This window comes from Sphingobacterium sp. UBA6317 (genome assembly GCF_002440385.1).
Classification (GTDB): domain Bacteria; phylum Bacteroidota; class Bacteroidia; order Sphingobacteriales; family Sphingobacteriaceae; genus Sphingobacterium; species Sphingobacterium multivorum.
Window position 1 is genome coordinate 50,530 of record NZ_DJTD01000065.1, and the last position, 19,449, is coordinate 69,978.

The 19,449-nt window shown below is 40.9% G+C and carries 19 protein-coding genes; 2 read left to right on the forward strand and 17 right to left on the reverse strand.

Annotated elements, in window-relative coordinates; genetic code table 11:
- Nucleotides 1-45: 45 nt before the first annotated feature.
- From B3E92_RS21155 to katG, 8 genes are all read right to left on the reverse strand, one after another.
- The gene (locus B3E92_RS21155; RefSeq protein ID WP_159333073.1) at nt 46-888 is read right to left on the reverse strand and encodes an ABC transporter ATP-binding protein; all 843 of its coding nucleotides are present in this window, start codon (nt 886-888) and stop codon (nt 46-48) included.
- A complete protein-coding gene (locus tag B3E92_RS21160; RefSeq protein WP_236586027.1) occupies nt 885-1,901 on the reverse strand; it encodes a FecCD family ABC transporter permease in 1,017 nt (338 codons plus the stop codon). Before B3E92_RS21160 ends, B3E92_RS21155 begins: the two co-directional genes overlap by 4 nt.
- Entirely contained in the window at nt 1,898-2,899 is a 1,002-nt protein-coding gene (locus B3E92_RS21165; protein WP_286898170.1) for an ABC transporter substrate-binding protein, read from the reverse strand. Before B3E92_RS21165 ends, B3E92_RS21160 begins: the two co-directional genes overlap by 4 nt.
- On the reverse strand, nt 2,900-3,430 hold the full coding sequence (locus B3E92_RS21170; protein ID WP_112376083.1) for an urease accessory protein UreE: 531 nt from the start codon (nt 3,428-3,430) through the stop codon (nt 2,900-2,902).
- 154 nt (nt 3,431-3,584) lie between these two features.
- The gene (gene hypB, locus B3E92_RS21175) at nt 3,585-4,313 is read right to left on the reverse strand and encodes a hydrogenase nickel incorporation protein HypB (RefSeq protein ID WP_112376082.1); all 729 of its coding nucleotides are present in this window, start codon (nt 4,311-4,313) and stop codon (nt 3,585-3,587) included.
- 11 nt (nt 4,314-4,324) lie between these two features.
- The gene (locus tag B3E92_RS21180) at nt 4,325-4,669 is read right to left on the reverse strand and encodes a hydrogenase maturation nickel metallochaperone HypA (protein ID WP_046675411.1); all 345 of its coding nucleotides are present in this window, start codon (nt 4,667-4,669) and stop codon (nt 4,325-4,327) included.
- Nucleotides 4,670-4,751: 82 nt separating this feature from the next.
- Entirely contained in the window at nt 4,752-5,153 is a 402-nt protein-coding gene (locus tag B3E92_RS21185) for a hypothetical protein (RefSeq protein ID WP_286898173.1), read from the reverse strand.
- A gap of 408 nt (nt 5,154-5,561) precedes the next feature.
- A complete protein-coding gene (katG, locus tag B3E92_RS21190) occupies nt 5,562-7,841 on the reverse strand; it encodes a catalase/peroxidase HPI (protein WP_286898175.1) in 2,280 nt (759 codons plus the stop codon).
- A gap of 266 nt (nt 7,842-8,107) precedes the next feature.
- On the opposite strand from katG, the gene B3E92_RS21195 reads away from it, so the two are divergent.
- A complete protein-coding gene (locus B3E92_RS21195) occupies nt 8,108-8,692 on the forward strand; it encodes a DUF4126 domain-containing protein (RefSeq protein ID WP_286898178.1) in 585 nt (194 codons plus the stop codon).
- 611 nt (nt 8,693-9,303) lie between these two features.
- Here the strand turns inward: B3E92_RS21195 and B3E92_RS21200 are convergent.
- The 8 genes from B3E92_RS21200 to B3E92_RS21235 form a co-directional block, all read right to left on the reverse strand.
- Nucleotides 9,304-9,759, reverse strand: a complete 456-nt coding sequence (locus B3E92_RS21200) for an Hsp20/alpha crystallin family protein (protein WP_286898179.1) — start codon at nt 9,757-9,759, stop codon at nt 9,304-9,306.
- 75 nt (nt 9,760-9,834) lie between these two features.
- Nucleotides 9,835-10,128 (reverse strand): hypothetical protein, encoded by a 294-nt coding sequence (locus B3E92_RS21205; RefSeq protein ID WP_070567901.1) that lies wholly within the window; start codon nt 10,126-10,128, stop codon nt 9,835-9,837.
- A 238-nt stretch (nt 10,129-10,366) separates the two neighbouring features.
- Nucleotides 10,367-10,705 carry a hypothetical protein gene (locus B3E92_RS21210; RefSeq protein WP_046675405.1) on the reverse strand — a complete coding sequence of 113 codons (339 nt, stop codon included), beginning with the start codon at nt 10,703-10,705 and terminating at the stop codon, nt 10,367-10,369.
- A gap of 12 nt (nt 10,706-10,717) precedes the next feature.
- The gene (locus B3E92_RS21215) at nt 10,718-11,275 is read right to left on the reverse strand and encodes an RNA polymerase sigma factor (RefSeq protein ID WP_286898180.1); all 558 of its coding nucleotides are present in this window, start codon (nt 11,273-11,275) and stop codon (nt 10,718-10,720) included.
- Between the two features lie 326 nt (nt 11,276-11,601).
- A complete protein-coding gene (locus B3E92_RS21220) occupies nt 11,602-12,582 on the reverse strand; it encodes an FAD:protein FMN transferase (protein ID WP_046675403.1) in 981 nt (326 codons plus the stop codon).
- 85 nt (nt 12,583-12,667) lie between these two features.
- Complete coding sequence (locus B3E92_RS21225; RefSeq protein ID WP_286898182.1) at nt 12,668-14,866, reverse strand: PepSY domain-containing protein; 2,199 nt, start codon at nt 14,864-14,866, stop codon at nt 12,668-12,670.
- A 13-nt stretch (nt 14,867-14,879) separates the two neighbouring features.
- Entirely contained in the window at nt 14,880-15,365 is a 486-nt protein-coding gene (locus B3E92_RS21230; RefSeq protein WP_070567915.1) for a DUF2271 domain-containing protein, read from the reverse strand.
- Between the two features lie 118 nt (nt 15,366-15,483).
- Nucleotides 15,484-16,989, reverse strand: a complete 1,506-nt coding sequence (locus B3E92_RS21235; RefSeq protein WP_286898185.1) for an ankyrin repeat domain-containing protein — start codon at nt 16,987-16,989, stop codon at nt 15,484-15,486.
- A gap of 424 nt (nt 16,990-17,413) precedes the next feature.
- On the opposite strand from B3E92_RS21235, the gene B3E92_RS21240 reads away from it, so the two are divergent.
- The gene (locus B3E92_RS21240; protein ID WP_286898188.1) at nt 17,414-18,358 is read left to right on the forward strand and encodes an alpha/beta fold hydrolase; all 945 of its coding nucleotides are present in this window, start codon (nt 17,414-17,416) and stop codon (nt 18,356-18,358) included.
- Here B3E92_RS21240 and B3E92_RS21245 read toward each other — a convergent pair.
- A complete protein-coding gene (locus tag B3E92_RS21245; protein ID WP_286898190.1) occupies nt 18,350-19,411 on the reverse strand; it encodes an acyltransferase family protein in 1,062 nt (353 codons plus the stop codon). The two genes, B3E92_RS21240 and B3E92_RS21245, sit on opposite strands and share 9 nt — an antisense overlap.
- Nucleotides 19,412-19,449: the final 38 nt, after the last annotated feature.

Genomic DNA, 19,449 nt, shown 5'->3' on the forward strand with positions numbered 1-19,449 from the left:
CTACAAACCATGATGTTTTTACAAAGGCGCTTACTCCACACTTCATCAGGGTGTATTCAGCTCAGTGACGGTTGCTGGACTATGTTCTGCCCCCTCAATGGGTTCAAATGCCGCAGCACCACTCAGCATCGGAACAAACATCCATTTCTTTTGATTTTCCAAACTAATCAAAGGAAGTTGATAGGTCTGTTCCAATAAATTTCTTACTTGTTCCCGATCCAGACCATGGAGGTCCACGAGCCTATTGTCTTTCATCAGATAAAACTGATCACCAAAAAGAAACGCCATGTTAGGGTCGTGCATTACACATAACACGGTTGTCCCCTCCTTGACCAGCTCTTTGGCGGTCTGCAGAACCGCAATCTGATATTTCAGATCCAAATGATTCGTAGGCTCATCAAGCAATAATAAATCAGGTTGCTGTACCAATACCCGACATAGTAACACCAATTGTCGCTCCCCTCCAGACAACGACGTATAGGGTTTGTCCTTTAAGTGTGTGAGGTTAAATTTATCCAAGATCTGTTCTACTGCCTCGAAGTCTTCTTTACTTGGTGAAAAACGAGAAAATGAAGCCCGTCCCGTCAGAATAACATCAACAACGCTAAAAGGAAATGTGGTCTGATGGAACTGGTTCAGAAAACCCAATTTCAATGAATTAGCCCGACCAACCTTCCAATCGCGACGCTCCGTTTCATTAATAAGAACCGATCCATCATATTTTTTTTCCAGCCCTGCAATAATATTAAATAGCGTGGATTTACCACTTCCATTCCGACCGAGAATAACAGAAAGCTTTCCTTTTGGGAATGACATGGTTACATCATTTAAAATGATATCCTTACCGTAGGCAAAAGAAAGGTTGTTGATATGAATCGAATTACTCATGAATTCCAGTTGATTTCATTACGACGCATCAGGTAAATAAACAAGGGAGCGCCAATAATCATTGTAAATACACCGATCGGAATTTCAAATGGCATGACCGCCCTAGAAAAATCATCGATCAGTAGAAGAAAAGTACCACCAATACTGATATTTGCCCACACAACAATATTGTTATTGGGGCCAAAGATCATCCGGCTGATATGTGGAACAATTAATCCAAATAGACTTATTACCCCTACAGCTGCAACGGCTGATGCTGTAATTAGTGTAGCTACAGCAATAAATCCCAGTTTCAATATTTTCGGATTGACGCCAACAGCAATTGCTTCTTGATCGCCCAAGGCTAAAAGATTCAGCTTCCAACGAAACAGGATCAGGATAGCCAATCCTATTGTTATCGGCAGAAAAGCATGCTGTACTTTCGACCAGGAGGCCGTATGCAGATTCCCCATTGTCCATTGTACAATAGCTTGTAATTTATAGGGATCACTGATGTATTGCAACAAGGTTAACATGGCTGTAAATACACCGGAAATAACCATTCCTGCCAATACCATCCCAATAATCGAGGTTTTCAAACCAGCATTTGAAACAAAATAAGTCAACCCCACAGCACATACACCAAACAAAAATGCGGATATATTGACCGGCAATAGCGGAAACAACATAGCCAATGCAGCCCCAAAAGCAGATCCCGAAGAAATACCCAATGTAAAGGGATCAACGATTGGATTCCTAAAAATGGCCTGCAAGATTCCGCCAGAAGACGCTAGAGCAGCTCCGACCATAAAGGTCAGCAGAATCCGTGGTAAACGTACCTGCCACAATATCGTATCCATATTATCCTTCAATACCGCAGTAGGGTGACCTAAATATCCCCCCACTTCCGATCCAATGCGTTGGCAGAGCTCAACAAAACCAATGTTCTGGCTTGAGCCCACCAATAGGGAAAACAATAAAACCAACAATGGCAGAACAACGAGCAATAACAGCTTTTTTAATTGATGCATCATTGAAGCAGTCCTGCTTTACCGTAAAGTTTTTCAAAAGCGATAGCCATATCCTGGTCAAGTTGCTGTTTCGTATAATCCGAAAAACACCAATGCCTTATCTGTTTGGCAAAAAGCATAAATTTGACGGTATGTGGGTCGAATGGAAACGACGGTGACATCACAAATACCTGTTTATTTCGCACTGCAGGTAAGGCCGCGAGTTCCTTTAAGTTATAGACGTCTGCCAATGTAGAATTCCAAAGAATAATGAGGTCCGGATTCCATTTATAAATTGTCTCTGCGCCGACATTTGGGGCTTCCATTTCCAACGGACAGGCGTTAGCTGCGCCCGAAAGGCGGATCGCCATATCAATCAAACTACCACGACCGGATGTCGAAAGTACCCGACCTTTAGACCAAGCGTAATAAACCTTCTTCTGTATTTGATCCTTGGGAGCAGTCATTTTTTTGATCTCCGCCGAAACAAACTGAACAATTTCTTCCGCTCGCGCTTTCTTTCCGAGTAATGCTCCCATCCCTGTCAGTTCATTAAAAATACTTTTTTCATCCTGCGAAGAAAAAGTGAACACTGGAATTCCAAGATCTTCTAGTTGGGAAATATTATCCTGATCGGTATTGAATGTCAAAACAAGGTCAGGGTTTAAGCTCACTATGCTTTCCACATTATTTGCCTGGCCTGCGAAAGTAGGTGTCGCCAGTGTTTTTTGTGCGATCCTATCATCCAATTTGGATAAAAACTTATAGGTATCTTCGACCTGATAAACCTGTTCAGGAATACCAACAAGGCTATTTTCAGCACCCAACATGTAGACTTCATCAACAAGGGACGGAAATAATACAACCACACGTTGTGCCATATGCGCTAATACCACTTCTTTTCCACGGCTGTCGACAGCTTTCACTTGATTGCTGACCGCACCTGCTTGCCGATTTTGGCAGGCGCTCACCAAACACAAACATGCCAAAAGCAATACAGGTATAATACGATTCACTTTCATCTACTTATTTTTTAGGATTTGCTTACGCGGATCAACATGTTCATCTGTTCCGCTTAAATCTGCTTTCTTTTTATTTCTCGCCTGCAGTCGAATCAAATTCTCGGATAACAGTAGGGCTTCCTCCAATTGAATCGAGGTTCCATACTTTGCCAGGACCTGCTCATAGAGCCGTCCATCGTAAGGAAGACGAAGTGATTGGGCATCTGTTACGTTGAATATGGGCAGATGTCTATTTCCAATAAAATAACCAAAATCTGCAAGCTGCACCAAATCTATTGGATTGAATCTTATGGTCAACGTAGGCTTGACAACCAGGATCGCCTGTAGCGTTTCCTGATGAAATAAAGCATCGCCATGATGCCATTCCGCACCTTGCTCCAATTGCATAAAGATTGTCTTTCCGCCCGTTGTATTGCGTGTTAGGCGCCTTTTGTGGACTTCATACCATTCAAGATACACTTGATCGACTTCACTAAGAGCAAACTCATGCTTTGCTACAATTTTATCTATTGGTACAGGTAGCTCATTCATATTGTAAACCTATCTTCTTCATTTCCTTAACGGCACTGACACAGTTTCGTTCTCCGTCAAATCTATTTCCTCTAAACACAAATAACATGTCAACATATACAGTATAACAATGAAGCGCGGATCATTGCTATACCACTCTTTTATCAATTGGCCGTTATTTTACTTCAAGCGCCTTATATTGATCTTTTTTCGCCTGAACTCTTTCTTTCAACCAATCACACCAGGTATCAAGACCGTCACCATTTAATGTACTGATTGTAATAACTTCCAAATTGGGGTTCACCTCGCGCGCATCTTTCGTTACCGCATCTACCGAGAAAGGTACATATGGCAGTAAATCAGCTTTGGAAACCAACATCAATTCGCTTGTTAAAAACATACGTGGGTATTTTTTCGGTTTATCGTCCCCTTCTGTGGTCGCCAATAATGTCACGCGGTAATCTTCACCCAAATCAAACGCTGATGGACACAATAAATTCCCGACGTTCTCAATAAACAACAGGTCTATTCCTTCGATATCGATATGATCCAGGGCTTGTAAGATCATTTGTGCCTCAATATGACACATTCCACCAGTGACAATCTGCAATGCATTAATGCCTACCTCACGCATACGAACCGCATCACGTTCGGTTTCCGGATCACCCACCAAAACAGCAATATTCAGATCTTTGGCCAAACGTTTTCCCGTTTCTTGCATCAAGGTGGTTTTACCCGAACCCGGAGAAGAACATACATTGATCACACAAACGTCTTTCAGTCTATCGCGGATGGCTTTTGCGACAAAATCATTTGCTTTTAATAAATGTAGCGTTGTATTTTCACATTGAACCGAACCTACACGGTTACCTAAACTTTTAGGATTTGAAGTATTGTCTGACATGATAAACGATTTTAGTCTTGTTTAAAAATTACTTTTGATATATAGAGTTCATTCCCTTGAACAATTGTACTAGAAGCTTGTCCGCAATCACATACAAATCGATGAAAATGAACCGGGAAGTTTTTCTGACAATGTTCACAATATGCAATGATATCGTTTACAACGACTTCCATTTCCATATCTTGGTATTGCGTATTTTCAGCAATAAAAGCATCAAATGCATTTTGGATTAATACAGGCTGGACGTTGGATAGCAATCCTGCTGTGACCTGAATTTTTTGAATATCATCTACCCTAGCCTCATAATGCGAGGTCAACGTATCAAAAATATCCTTTACTATACTTAGCTCGTGCATTGGTATATTTTAAGAAATAAATAAATTTAGAAAAGAAATGACAGTTCTCTTTGCCTGTATGATGTGAAGAAAAGCGTATGCTTTAGCATGGAATTTTGATTTGCTCAAACAGCAAAAATCGAGCGATGGGTATATGCTCTAGATCAAGGGTATGTTCATACCGATAATCTTTCTGTTGTGGGGATAGCAGAAGTTCATGCCATAGCAAATCAACCGTAACCAACCAACGCTCCATCATCCAATCTTGTGCCACTTCGGCGTCCAATTCCGCAACAATGGATTGAAGCGATGGGTAAAGCGAACAAAATTGACTATGATCTTTATGAAAATGGACGATGTGTGTATGGTCCGCATTGTTGGAAGGAATTTTTGCAGATAAAAACTGGGATTCGACACTTTCACTTTTCAGTACAAGACTGTTTGCATTTAAATTCTTAAATGATAACAACAGTGCTGCAAACAGAAAAATAAAGTGCTTCCACATAGCTTTAACCTAACAATGTATCAAAGATTCCTTTGAAACCATTACAAAGTTACTACCGATCAAAGAAGAAAAAGTAGCACAAATCTTGAATTTTATTTCACAAAATAGGAAACACCCAAAGAAAATTCCATAATTCTTCATATATTAAATTAAAATTTGGTTAAAGTGAGATTAAAATGATATTAGAGGCAAAAATTGGTTCTTTTTTGGCTGCTATTCTCATTAAATAAATTGGTCCATGTCGTAGACCATAGCGATAAATATTGGTCAGGTACATCATAAAAAATCTGAGCCAATCTTAGCGCCGGAGCAAAAGGTTAATTTCAGGGTTATCTGGATAAATCTAAAATATCAAGAAGCCAGGTTCGCCTTGGACCTGGCTTCTTGAAAAACTGATATTCTTAACAATTAGCGATGCAGATCAAAACGGTCTAACTCCATCACTTTAGTCCATGCCTTCACAAAATCTTGTACGAATTTATCTTTTGCATCGGCACTGCCATATATTTCAGCAACAGCTCTCAGTTCAGCGTTGGAACCAAAAATAAGATCTGCACGTCCGGCTTCCCATTTTTTAACACCAGATTTACGATCTGATCCTTCAAAAACTTCCCGGTCTGCAGAGATTGCTTTCCAAGCTGTTCCCATATCCAATAGATTGACAAAAAAATCATTCGTCAATTGGCCTGGCCTATCTGTCATCACTCCTAATGCAGAACCATCAAAATTTGCCTGAAGAACACGAAGTCCGCCGATCAATACCGTTAATTCCGGAACAGATAGCGTAAGTGATTGTGCTTTGTCGATCAATAATGATTCCGTAGACACGGTGTAAGCACCTTTACGGTAATTTCTAAATCCATCCGCAATTGGCTCAAGATAGCCCATGGATTCTACATCCGTCTGTTCCTGTGATGCATCCATACGCCCCGGATGGAACGGTACGTTGACAGCATGTCCAGCTGCACGAGCGGCCTGCTCTATCGCAGCAACACCACCTAAGACAATTAAGTCTGCCAAGGAAATCTTCTTTCCGCCCTGTTGCTTCCCATTAAAGTCCTGTTGAATTTGCTCAAGCGCAGTAAGAACTTTTTGCAATTGTGCTGGATTATTGACTTGCCAATAACGCTGCGGAGCCAACCGTATCCGCGCACCGTTTGCACCACCTCTCTTGTCAGACCCACGAAAAGTAGAAGCTGAAGCCCAAGCGGTCGTTACGAGCTCTGCAGTGCTGATCCCCGCGCTCAATAGGGTAGATTTCAATGTGTTAATATCATCAGCATCGACCAAAGCATGATCGACAGCAGGAATAGGATCTTGCCACAATAATTCCTCAGCAGGAACTTCGGCACCTAAATAACGCTCTCGTGGTCCCAAATCACGGTGCGTCAATTTAAACCAGGCGCGAGCGAATGCATCGGCAAATGCGTCTTGATCTTCGTAAAATTTACGCGAGATCTTTTCATAAATTGGATCAAAACGCAAGGACAAATCTGTCGTCAGCATCGTTGGCCTACGTTTTTTAGTTGGATCAAAAGGATCTGGAATAGTCGAATCAGCTCCTTTGGCTACCCATTGATGCGCTCCTGCAGGACTCTTTGTTAATTCCCATTCATTTTCGAAGAGATTTTTAAAAAAGAGATTGGTCCATTCTGTCGGTTTCTGTGTCCAAATAACCTCCAAGCCACTCGTGATCGCATCTGCTCCTACTCCACTGCCATAGGTACTTTTCCAACCAAGCCCTTGTTGTTCTATGCCGGCTGCTTCAGGTTCTTTTCCGACATTGTCGGCAGGACCTGCTCCGTGTGTTTTTCCAAACGTATGCCCTCCAGCAATCAAAGCGACAGTTTCCTCATCGTCCATCGCCATCCGACCAAAAGTATCCCGTATATCTTTTGCAGCCGCGATAGGATCTGGATTTCCATCTGGTCCTTCCGGATTAACATAAATTAATCCCATCTGTACCGCTGCCAACGGTTTTTCAAGATTGCGCGAATGTTGTTTACCATCTGCATCATCATCGGCAGATAATACACCGTGTGATTCCACTACGCCTTCTGAACCATGAGCATAGCGTACATCACCGCCCAACCATGTTTTTTCAGAACCCCAATAGACATCCAATTCAGGTTCAAAAGCATCCACACGTCCACCAGAATAACCAAAAGTCTTGAAGCCCATAGACTCTAAAGCAACATTCCCTGTTAAAATCAATAAATCTGCCCAGGAGATATTTTTACCATATTTTTGTTTGATAGGCCACAACAGGCGACGTGCTTTATCCAAACTCACATTATCAGGCCAGCTATTCAGTGGTGCAAAACGTTGTTGCCCAGACCCAGCTCCGCCTCGACCATCGCTTACCCGATAGGTTCCTGCACTATGCCAAGCCATCCGGATGAATAATGGTCCATAATGTCCAAAGTCAGCAGGCCACCAGTCCTGCGAATCGGTCATCAAGGCATGCAAATCTCTTTTTACGGCTTCTAAATCCAATTGTTTAAATGCTTCCGCATAATAAAAGCCCTCGCCCATCGGATTTGACTTGCTCGCGTGTTGTCTCAACAGATCTACACGAAGTCTATTTGGCCACCAGTCCTGATTTTGAGTTCCCCCTCCCGCAACGGCGTTGCGCATTGTACCATTATGAAATGGGCATTTGCTAATGTCTTTTTCGTTGTTGTCCATATGAAAAGAAAGTTTATTTATATAATATCTTAAGTGATCAAATTGTTTGACTCCCACTTTCATAAAATTACACAAATGAGATCCCACTTGTACATCGAATGATTCGATACACTATAATCAAAATCTATATACACAATATATAATTATATAAAATGCTAAAAATCATCTTTTAATGAGCAGCTAGAATATGACGATTTTTGGAAGTCTGAAAAACAAAAGCGATTCTTTTACTATTCTATAATTAGGTTGTATCAAAAATATTGACCATGAGTGAGCTATCCACATTTTTGGTAAGTGCTTTTATAGGCTTGAGTCTGGCTGCAGCTACCGGCTTCCGGGTTTTCATGCCGCTATTCTTATTGAGCCTTGGCTGTCGGCTTGAATTGTTGCAGGTTGGCAATGAATTGGCCTGGGCGGGCTCACCTATTGTTTTGGCAGCTACAAGCCTAGCCATGATCCTGGAAATAGCAGGATATTACATTCCTTTTATTGACAATATATTGGACAGCCTTTCAATTCCTCTCGCGACGATAGCAGGCACCTTACTTTTTGCCATACAGTTTACAGATATTTCACCGTTTTTCCGCTGGGCTATGGCAATCATCGCTGGTGGCGGTACCGCGGCGACCATCAGTACAGCGCTAGCTGGTACCCGTGCAGTCTCGTCTGTTGGGACGGCAGGTTTTGGCAATTTTATGATCTCGACCATGGAAACCATCGGTTCAACCATTTTGACCATACTCGCCATATTTGTGCCCTTTATGGCAATTATAGTTGTTATAGGCCTATTCTATTTCTTTTGGCGATTTGGCAAAGAACAACTCAATAAAAAACTTAAAAGAACGGAGTAGCTTTCACAACATAACATCTAAATAAACTTCACACAGTGCCATACGAGCTACAATAAAGCCAAGCCTCACCAGCACAGGCGTAAGCAAATTAGCTGATCTATAGCTGCGTAAACTCCAAATCCCTAACCTTTATACCTTTCAATCAAGCGAATACCTGGCAGGTATCATGTTATACCTTTCGACAGTGTTTATTCAGTGCTCGTTCAGTGCTTGTTCAGTGATCGCTCAGTGTAGACTGAATAAACAATGACTGAGTACTGTTTAAAAATTGATTAAAAATTGTTGTTACCTATAATCTGGTGTTAGTTCATTTCCGTTTTGAGATTATCTTGATCTAAGACCAAATAGGTTATTATGGCAATGATCAAAAATCGAGACAAATTCTGGGAATACTTAGAAAAGCAGTACGGATATAAGGACCATAGCGCCAAACAGCTATTCGAAATTCGTTTACTGTTCACTGCTTTTGGGCACCGGTTGGCGGTAAATTAAGAGACAGAAAAAGGACAGCAAAATTCGATGCTGTCCTTTTTCAACATCAGCTCTTACGCTGACTTAAGGCTACGCACATCAGCAGCCTTGATGTGCGCCCAGATCAAAACTGGTTTTTACTAATCAATAACAACCTCTTGTGGCCGTTTTACTTTTTCAAGATCTTTTGGAAGGATAACCGTCAATACCCCATCCTCGAAACTTGCATGCACATTATCTGTAAGTACTTGTTCATTTAATTGAAATTCACGTTCAAATGCCAATCCATCCTGCTCTTTATAGATATAATCTATGGCATTGTCCTGGGTGTTTTCTGTACATGAAATCTTCAGTATCCCGTCATTTATGCTGACTTGGAATTGTTCTTTCTTACGTCCAGCGGCAAAAAGCTGCACTTCATAGAACTCTTGATTTTCGGCAATATTTACAGGAACAGCTTGCTGTACGCCAGCATTGTGCCCGGCTTCACCATCAAAAAACTGTTGTTGGAATTTTTCAAAGCGGTCTTTGAAATGTTGTCCGCAAAATTTATTATGATTTGAATATCCGTTGGTATAATGATTTCTTTTCAACATGTCTTTAATTTTTAATATTGAATAATACGTGTAAACTGATGTGGGATGAATTTCCTCGTCTTGCAATTTTTAACCTTAGTAAACTGGAACTATTGTTGCTTTCTTAGCACGTTTTTGCCCTTGTAATGGAACAATTGCAACCACAGTGTTATAATGACGGTGAACGTTCGGATATACCGGAGCCCTATCCATTTTGAATGCTTGTCTATCTCTTCTACGCATTCTTGCCGCGGCAAAGCTTCCTATACCAAAGAGAATTGTCCCAAACAACAAGAGCTTAAAGATCGTCCCAATAATCAATGTTGCTAATCCTGCTATTGCCGTAAGCACAATAAGGCGTGGCAATATAAATCGAAGTTTATTTTTCATTTGAATACATTTTTTTAAAAATGATTGCGGATTATATCTATTTTCAGCACATTGCACATAGAATTTTCCTAGATCATTTGGTATTTGTAATTAACTATTTGTTTTATCCAACATCCCTGCTGACAGATCCTCGCGTTCTGTTACTTGTTTACCATCAGGATATCGGCATAAAAAAAGGCGCCTTTATAGAAGAAGACGCCCAACAACAGTTTTTACTTTAAAATTTTTATTCTTTTTTTCAGAACCCGCATCGTCCTCCAAAACGACGCTTCCATTCTTCGCGCAAACGTTCCCTTTCCTCATCGGAAAGATCTTCTCCTTTTTCCATCTGAGGCGGAAAATCCCGTCGGAATCGGCCACCTCCCGGTTTACCGAAGCCCCTGCCGAACAAGATTTTCGACAAGACAAAGAGTCCCAGCGCCTGCCAATAGGTAATTGCTTTCAGATTGAAAATATCAACCATTAATGTATTCCACAAATATTGTAGTAATGCTACCAACAAAAAAACACCAACGATGATAGCGACAACCATAAAAGCGAATTTACCTTTCCGCTGTCTTTTCATTCTTCCATTCATAGCTTAATCCTTTTAAAATTTTAATTCTTCATACAAACTTCGCAACCGTATTCTCAGGTGCTTCACTGCATACACTTTTCGGCTGATAATCGTCTTTAGGTTCTCATTTTCCATGACTGCAATTTCCTGAAGAGTTTTCTCTTCCAGTTCATTGAGCACAAAAACCCGACGTTGTTTTTCCTGCAATTCCTCCAATGCTTTCATCAGCTCATCCCAAAAAATATCCTTAAATAATTTTAGCTCAGGATTATTGGAGTCGTCAGCTAAAAGGAGCTGACGAATAGGAAACGTACTTTCGCTATCCTCGTCACCCGCTATAAGCTCATCAAGCGATTCACTTTTCTTTTTCCGGTAGCTGTCTGTAATCTTATTTCGTGTGACAGCATAGAGCCATGCTCCCGCATTCTCCAATTCGTCCATATTGGTCAAACGGCTAAATTGATACCAGACTTCCTGTAAGATATCTTCTGCATCCTCCGTTTTCTTTACCCTTCCCTTAACAAAACGTAGCAGCTGACTTCCATAAGTCTTAACGATATCCGTAAATGATCTGGAATTTTTTTCTGCCATATGATTTTGGTATGCAATGTCCATAGCAGCATAGACGAACTAGTCAAACTTTTACTTTAAATTATTTTCATGAATCTTTCTTCTTGCTGACTTCAACTTTCTGACCAATAAGCACACGTTCTCTACCGTCTTCTTTCGTATACGCTTTGTTAGGATAAAGATACGAGATAATCAGCTAATAGCTGATGCATTCAACCTACTGTATCGGGAATAAAACAAAACCTTCATGACTTAGCAGACACCAACAGCAATGAAAGCAAACTGAAGGTTCTTTCTGGCCAATAAGATCAGACACTTTCAGAAAAAAAATGATGCTGTGTGGTCTATTACTTCCACCGCTGCTGAATGACTTTACCTTTATCGGTAATAAAAATATAACGGTATGCTGGGAAACGCTGAATTAATTTTTTTCCTTCTTTCTCACCAAGTACCATGATTGAGGTACTGAGGGCATTTGCAATCTCGGCGGAAGGTCCATAAATCGTCACTGAAGTTAATCCCGTAGCTGGATAACCTGTCACTGGATTTATAATATGTGAATACCGTTTCCCATTGATCTCCGCGTATTTCTCATAGCTGCCTGAAGTGGCTACGGCCATTTCATTCAAATGAAGAACTTTGACCATTCGATGGGGTTTGAACGGATTGTTTACACCCACTTTCCAGGCGTCCCCCCGGGGTGGGTTTCCCCAAGCCGAAAGATCTCCGGAAGCATTAACTATACCTGCTTCAATTCCTTTTGCCTTCATTATGTCCCTGCCACGATCAGCAGCATAGCCCTTCCCGATCGAGCCGAAACCGATCTTCATACCGGGCAATTCCAGAAAAATTGTCGAAGATGCACTGTCGAGACGGATGTGTTGATAGCCCACCTTGGCGACAGACCTTTTAACCAGATCTTCCGTAGGCATCGTGGTCATACTACCATCAAATACCCAAACTTTATCCAAGGCAACAATACTAATATCAAAGGCTCCGCCTGAATTTTGAGCATACTGGATCGCTCGCTTTGTTAATTCAAAAACTTCCCGATCCACCTTAACGGGCTTAATCCCTGCATTGCGGTTCACCGCTGCTATTTGGGTTTGCGGACGCCATTCTGAAATCAGGTTTTCTATTCGATCTATTTCGGAGATGACTTCATCGATATGCTGATTTGTAATCGCGCTATCCCGATCTACCAAGCTGATTTCAAAAACAGAGCCCATAAGGGTAACCTGCCGCTTGACCAAGACCTGCGCAATCCCCGAAGTAATGGACACAAAGCAGAGCATTAAAAGCAGGACACATTGTTTATTGTTCTTCATGAGATTGATCCAAAAAGGAATTATAAAGTCGATCTATACCAAAAGTAGTCTTCGTGACGGGATTTACCATTGTACCATCAATTTACTAATAACAATCCGTTAAGATTTGTCCACTTTCTTTGTAGTCGGCAATAGTTTTGCCGACATGCGCCAGGAGAAGTTCATTTAAAGTATGTTCAACATCATGCTGCATACGCAATGCACCACAAAGCAATACACAACCTCCTTTTTCAAGCAATTCGACAAAATATAGCGCATCCCGACGGATCAGGTCCATGACATATTGTGGATTTTCCTCGCGCGAAAAAGCCAGTTCAAGCTGCTGCAGATGCCCTAATTTCAGCTGTTGATCAGCAAAATCCACATAGTGCGCAGTCATTTCATTTCGATGGCGAAAACCAGCATACAGACGCAAAGGCGTCCTACTTTCATTTTCTGAAATCATGCCAAGAAAGGGTGCTACCCCTGTACCATTCGCAATTAAAGCGACTGCATTTGCTGCTTTCGGGAAATGAAAACTTGGATTAACCATGACACGTGCCTGGAGGGTTTGATTCGGTTCCAATCGATAGAGGAAGCTAGAACCAAATCCATCAGGAAACAATTTCACCACGAGCTGCACCATTCCATCTTTGTAGCCGATCGAATAAAAACGTTCACGTTGATCTTGCGCGGGATAGATTGCCAATAAATCGCCCGATTGCATGTTAATTTTACTTGCAGGCTTCAGCACTAAAGTAAAGGTCGTGTTAGTCGCTGAAACAGCAGACTTCGCTACCACCTTAAATTTCGTCAGTCCGACAACTTTAGCACTATAAATAGCTGGTGCAGAAGCGAGTGCAATAGTGGCCTGCGAAGACCAGTCATGTATCCATGAAATAAGTTCATCAACATCCTTATCATTAACGGTACGTAAGTCTGTTAAACGCGAAGCCCAACCTTGTTTTTCTAGTAAACAATCAATTTCGCGCGCATAGGCACAAAAGTCAGGATAGGCTTTTGAACCAAAGCCGAGAACCGAAAATTGTACATCTTGTTTTTGTGGATGGCTATTGAGCTTTTGTTCAAATTGAAGTGCATTGGAGGGTGCTGTTCCCAGCCCGTATGTCGAAGTAAACACAAGCAAGTGTTTTGCCTTTGGAAAGCACTGATATTGGTTCATTCCGAGCAGCAACGATTTTTGCCCATCCGCCAAGAGCTGTTTATGGATCTGATTGGCGAAAAACAGCGTACTTCCATTTTCCGTTCCGAAAAGAATAACAATCTCCGCTTCTTCAGGTTTATATTTATTCTTGATTTTTGTACGCGTGCGCTTGAATGTAATGACGAACCCTGTATAAATAAAGAACACAATATTCAACGATGCGAGCCCCAGTACAATAGCCCATATAATATTGGTCTTACCCGTATGAAGGTCCAAAGACAACTCTTCGGCCAATGCAGTAAAGGGGTACTTGACTTCTTTATGCAAGCTTCCATTCAACTGGTTGATGGTCAATTCCCGATCGCGAAGCTTCAATACAAAATATTCGTCAGGATCGCCTTCCATAAACGGAAACTCCAAGGTCTTCAAATCAACAAGTTTTGTATTTTGGAATATTGAAAATTTTGCCACCTCCAATTCGATATCTTCCTTCATCTTATTGGGATATTCGATGGTTTGATTCGGCTTCTTTAAGATTTCAATACGTACCAGGAATAAATAGGTACCAGTTAGGGCCAATATCAAAATTGGTATCAAAAATAAACGTCCTGAAACAACGTGGAAGTACTGGGCAAAAAAGTCCCGATTGATTTTGGCAAAGAAGTGTCGAACGCCCTGTTGACGCTTAACAATCAGAACAATTCCTGAAATAGTAATAAGAAACAACAGAAATGAAACCACACCAATAATCACCCGGCCGGTCACTTTCAGAAAGAGCGAGCGGTGTAAAGCTGTAACCCATAGAATAAATTGAGACTTATTCAATTGGGGACCAAGCAGACGCCCGGTATTCGGATCAATATAACCCTTCACGGTATTGCCATCAGCGTCTATGGCATCAATACTCACAAATTGATTGTGATCTACCGAAATCGCTATGATTTCGGGATAAACCTTGCGCAAGGCTGTTACGGACTGCGCAAGGTTTAAAGTTTCAATATGTTCAACCCGATAAGGTGGAATTTTTTCGTTGACAGCGTCAACGGCCAATATTACGCCAGTTATCGATAATAAAAGTAAAAAGACAGAAGAAACAATAGCTAAGGCTAAATGTGCATACCTCCAAATAGATACCAGCATTTTTACCCCTCTTTTATTGTATTTTATTTAACTTGACAAGTTTGATGTATCCCTTGCCGTTCGCTTTTTCGGTAATGGCTTCTTTTGTTAAAGGGATTTCAACATCGGCAGTATGATATTTTTGTTCCTCTACAGCAGATTCAAAACGGAGTTTATACCCTTTGTTGAACTTCGATTCGTCAATATCCAATGTACGCATGGCACGGTCACCGCCACCAACTGACGCACCCGTCACCGCATTTAGCTTCTCTTTGGTCTTATTTTGAAACTTGTACCATTCCTTGATCGTATTATACCATTGCTTATCAGATCCCAATACGGCGAGTGTTTTTTCGTAAGCTCCACTAGGATTAATCAGTGAAATCACGACGTAGGCTTTCTCACCTTCGTAGGCATTCATTTGGATCATGCACTTATATTTAGCTGCCTGTGCGAAAGAGCTTAGGGCTGCCATTGAAAATAAAAGAGTGGCTATCGTTGTTTTAAATATGTTATTCATCTTCAATTGTATCTAATTTTAAGGTATCCGTAGTCCGTTCAGCGTTACCAATATTTCTATTATTTATCGGGATATTTCATCGATATGATTAGAAATACCACTGAAATACGATGTTGTCTTATTTCAAAAAGTCAAGCTGCACATTGGACTTAGCTAAGAAATCGTTCTCTTTCGCCAGGTCATAAGCTGTTTCATCGAATTCTGTTTTCAATTCCTTTTTTGCACCAAGCGAAACCAATGTTTTTAATATGGAATCGTCTTTAGCTAGGAGAGCTGCCTTATGTAGTGCCGTCGTTCCTTCTTTATCTTGTGCGTTAATGTCTACTCCAAGTTCGCTAGCTTTCTGGATAAGCTTCACATTCTCTTTGGCTACTGCCAAATGATACAATGTACTACCATTTTTTTGCGGAGCAATAACGTCCAATCCGTTCGTCTTAAGGATCGCTAATTTTTCTTTAAACTCATCCCCTTGTGACACATTTCCCTGACCACCTGGTCTGCCCCCCTGTGGCAATTCCTTGTAAGAATTAAACCAATAGACCGCTAAGTTATTGCCCTCCTTATCCAATACCTTGGTATCGGCTCCATTTTTAACCAATGCCGCAGCTACTTCGGGAGTTCCATTTGCTATTGCTTTAGTCAATGCAGATTCTCCTTTTTCATTTACAGCATTCACATTTTTTGCTTTAGTAAGCAGCAACTCGACCAATTTAGCATCTTTACCACTAGCAGCCACCATAAGTGCCGTATTTCCTTCGTTGTCAGCTTTTGCGACATCTACACCTTTATCCAAAAAATAATTGATCACATCCATATCTGGCCTACGAACCAAAGCATGCAGTACCGTAGCACCTTCCTTATTTACCGTCTTAGGATCCAATTTGAACTTTTCAACCAAATAGGTATAAACCGCCAAACCGTTAGAAGCTTGTCTAGAACCTTGAGTCGCAAAAAACAACGCATTGTTGGTCGGCTTTACACCACGGGCGATGAATTTCTCCATAAGCGCGGTATTTCCAAGTTTAGCAGCATAATCCGTTACCGTACGGCCCGACTCATCTTTATCTTGAATAGATAATCCTTTTTTTATGAAATAATCCGTCAATGCCAGGTCCTTGTCTGCCGACGCTGCAAGCATCATCAAAGTTGCACCACCTTCATATTTCTGTTTGGGATTCACACCTGCTTTAAACAAGGCATCATACACAGCAGTATTTGTATTTCCTGTTGAAGCTGCATAAGCGACAATTGGGTAACCATGGCTATCTTGGTAATTGACATCAGATCCCTTCGCTATTAAAAAATCGACCAATTCAGCATTTCCACTTGACGCTGCCCAGTGTAAATAACTACGGCTGTGATGTGTCTTCTTGGTTACACTATTCCCTTCTTGTTCGGTCATGAATTTGACGACATCAGTCGGAGCACCATTTAATATAGCCATAGTGACCGGATCAAAGGATGCCGCATTCGGCTGAGAAGGGCTATTTCCTTTGCTGATTTCTGCTTTAACAACGGTCAATGTAGGTTTGCCCTTCCAGAACTCGCCGTTCATCAACGAGTTTGTCTGCGCCTGTGCGTAAGATGCAGCGAATAATAAAGCTGCCAAAAGTGTCTTTTTCATTCTTTTATTTGTCTTTTGAAGGTGATGGAGCAACATAACCTATTCATTCCCTACTCAATTATTCTGCAAATTGAGCTTTAATTATACGATAACACGGGTCGGAATATATCGTGTTGGTTTCATCAGAATATGTGTAAACGCGTATATTTTTAGAACATGGATGCGTTCCGAATTCGATGTTTGCAACAATTTCTGCATACAGACAAGCCCATGTTTAAAATAGATCAGCTACTTTATTTAAATTAATTCTAAATTAATGCAAATCTAAAAAATATTCCCAAACCACAAAAATTAATCGTGCTAATTTTTATTGATCAATTGCCCTGAAAGGCTTTCGGCTTCATCCGAACAACATCTGAAAGAAGATTGTTAAACTTGTAAATGCACTAAAATTATCTTACTTTACTTAAAATAAAGTGGTATAATGAGCAAGGTAGTTTCCAATATTTATACAATCAGCGCAACGACTGAACCTGAACATAAAATTTTCTATCGTCTGTATGTACCCGACGACAATCAAATAGTGGCAACATTACTCTTGGTTCATGGCATGCAGGAACATAGTGGTCGGTACGAAGAATTGGCCAGTTATCTGACTACACAGAATTTTGCGGTTTTAAGCTACGATCAATTGGGCCATGGAAAAACGGCGCTACAGGTCGATCAATTGGGTTATTTTAAAAAGCATGGGGCTAAAGAACAACTTATTGATGACGCCATTACAATGAGTAACTTCTTACGTGAAACCTATCCGCAACTGCCTCAATTTATTTTAGGGCATTCCATGGGATCCTTTGTCACACGCTGTGTTTTGCAAAAAATTGGCTGGCAATTTAAGGGGGCCATTATCGTGGGGACAGGCCAACGTCAAAAAGGATCCATGGCCTTTCGCCTTTTACTCACTCTTCTCAATAGTATTGCCCCTAAAGGAAGAAGTAAATTGATCAATCGCATTTTTGACAGACGTAATAATGCTCGATTTAAGAACGAGCCTAACCAAAATAACAGCAATTGGTTAAGCGTAAGCAAGACAAACCGTATTTCATTTTTGGAAGATCCACTTTGTGGGGGATTGTTTACCAACAATGGGTTTCATACCGTATTAGACCTTTCTTTGCAAGCGACAGCTATCGAGGCTACCAAGAATATCCCAAAAAATCTACCAATTGTATTTATCAGCGGACAAGATGATCCAATTGGAGATTTTGGAATAGGCGTTGAAAAAAGTGCGGCACAGTTAAGGGCACAGGGACAGATTGATATAACCCTTAAATTATATGCAGGCATGCGGCATGAAATTCTTAATGAAGACTGCAAAATGGAGGTATTCCAGTTCATCAGTAGCTGGCTTCATCGCCATTTACTTTAGTTTCCGACTGTAATATTTCCGAATAGGCTCATCTAAATAGTTAAAGACTAATAAAGATAAAAAAATCAACAACAGCATTCCAATAACAATAATCACAGCCATTTGCTTATTCGATGGGTGATTAAGTTCTACATAGCTCATAAAAATCCAGATAAATGGATAATGAATGATATAGAGCGGATAGGAGATATCACCTAAAAACTTGCATAACTTCTTGACCCCTCCAAACACAGGCTGCCCTCCTATCCCCAGTAAGAGTAATAAAGGAAAATAGAAGATAACGACAATAGGATCAATGTATTTACCATAAGCTTCAGAAAATGGAATAAAAAATACGGCGGCAAGTAGACCTAGAACACCGAAAAAAGGAAGCTTGTTGGAAATGGTCCAGTTCGATCTAAAAATAAGTAGTCCCATTGAAAACGAAAACCATAAACGAATTCCACCAGCCCAAAAGTTGTCTGCTCCAAAACCGACAGCTAAATAGCCCGAACGAAATGATTCGGCACATAGCGCTGCTGCACCAAGGAGCACTATCCCCCAAAGAAACTTTTTTGAAATCCGTACCAGTACCAAAGCATAGGCTATATTGGCGATATACTCCCAAAATAGCGACCATGTAGGTGGGTTTAAATGAAAAAGATTAAAATAGCGTTCTGGTACAACCGGGTATGGAATCAACGTTATCCCACTAATAAACATCCCCATCTTTTGCAAAACAGAAAATGAGCCAGCCAAACTGCTGAATGGATCGTAAATAAATGCGAATAAACCAATCAACGTACCGATGATAACCAATGGGTGCAATCGCAGCAAACGCAAGAGAAAGAATCGTTTTAGACCGATTGTGGCCAGCTTCTGATCGTAGGCATAGGCAATGACAAAACCCGATAAACAAAAGAAAAAATCAACGGCTAAATAGCTATGTGGAATAAAACTATTGCGATAATCCGGTTGTGCAATTTCCATAAAGTGAAACAGGACGACTGCGATTGCGGCTACCCCACGCATGGCGTCAAGAAGTTCAAAATGTTTCTTCGTTTGATGTACCATATTTTTTATCGGCAGCGAAAATTAAGACCGACGAAGAT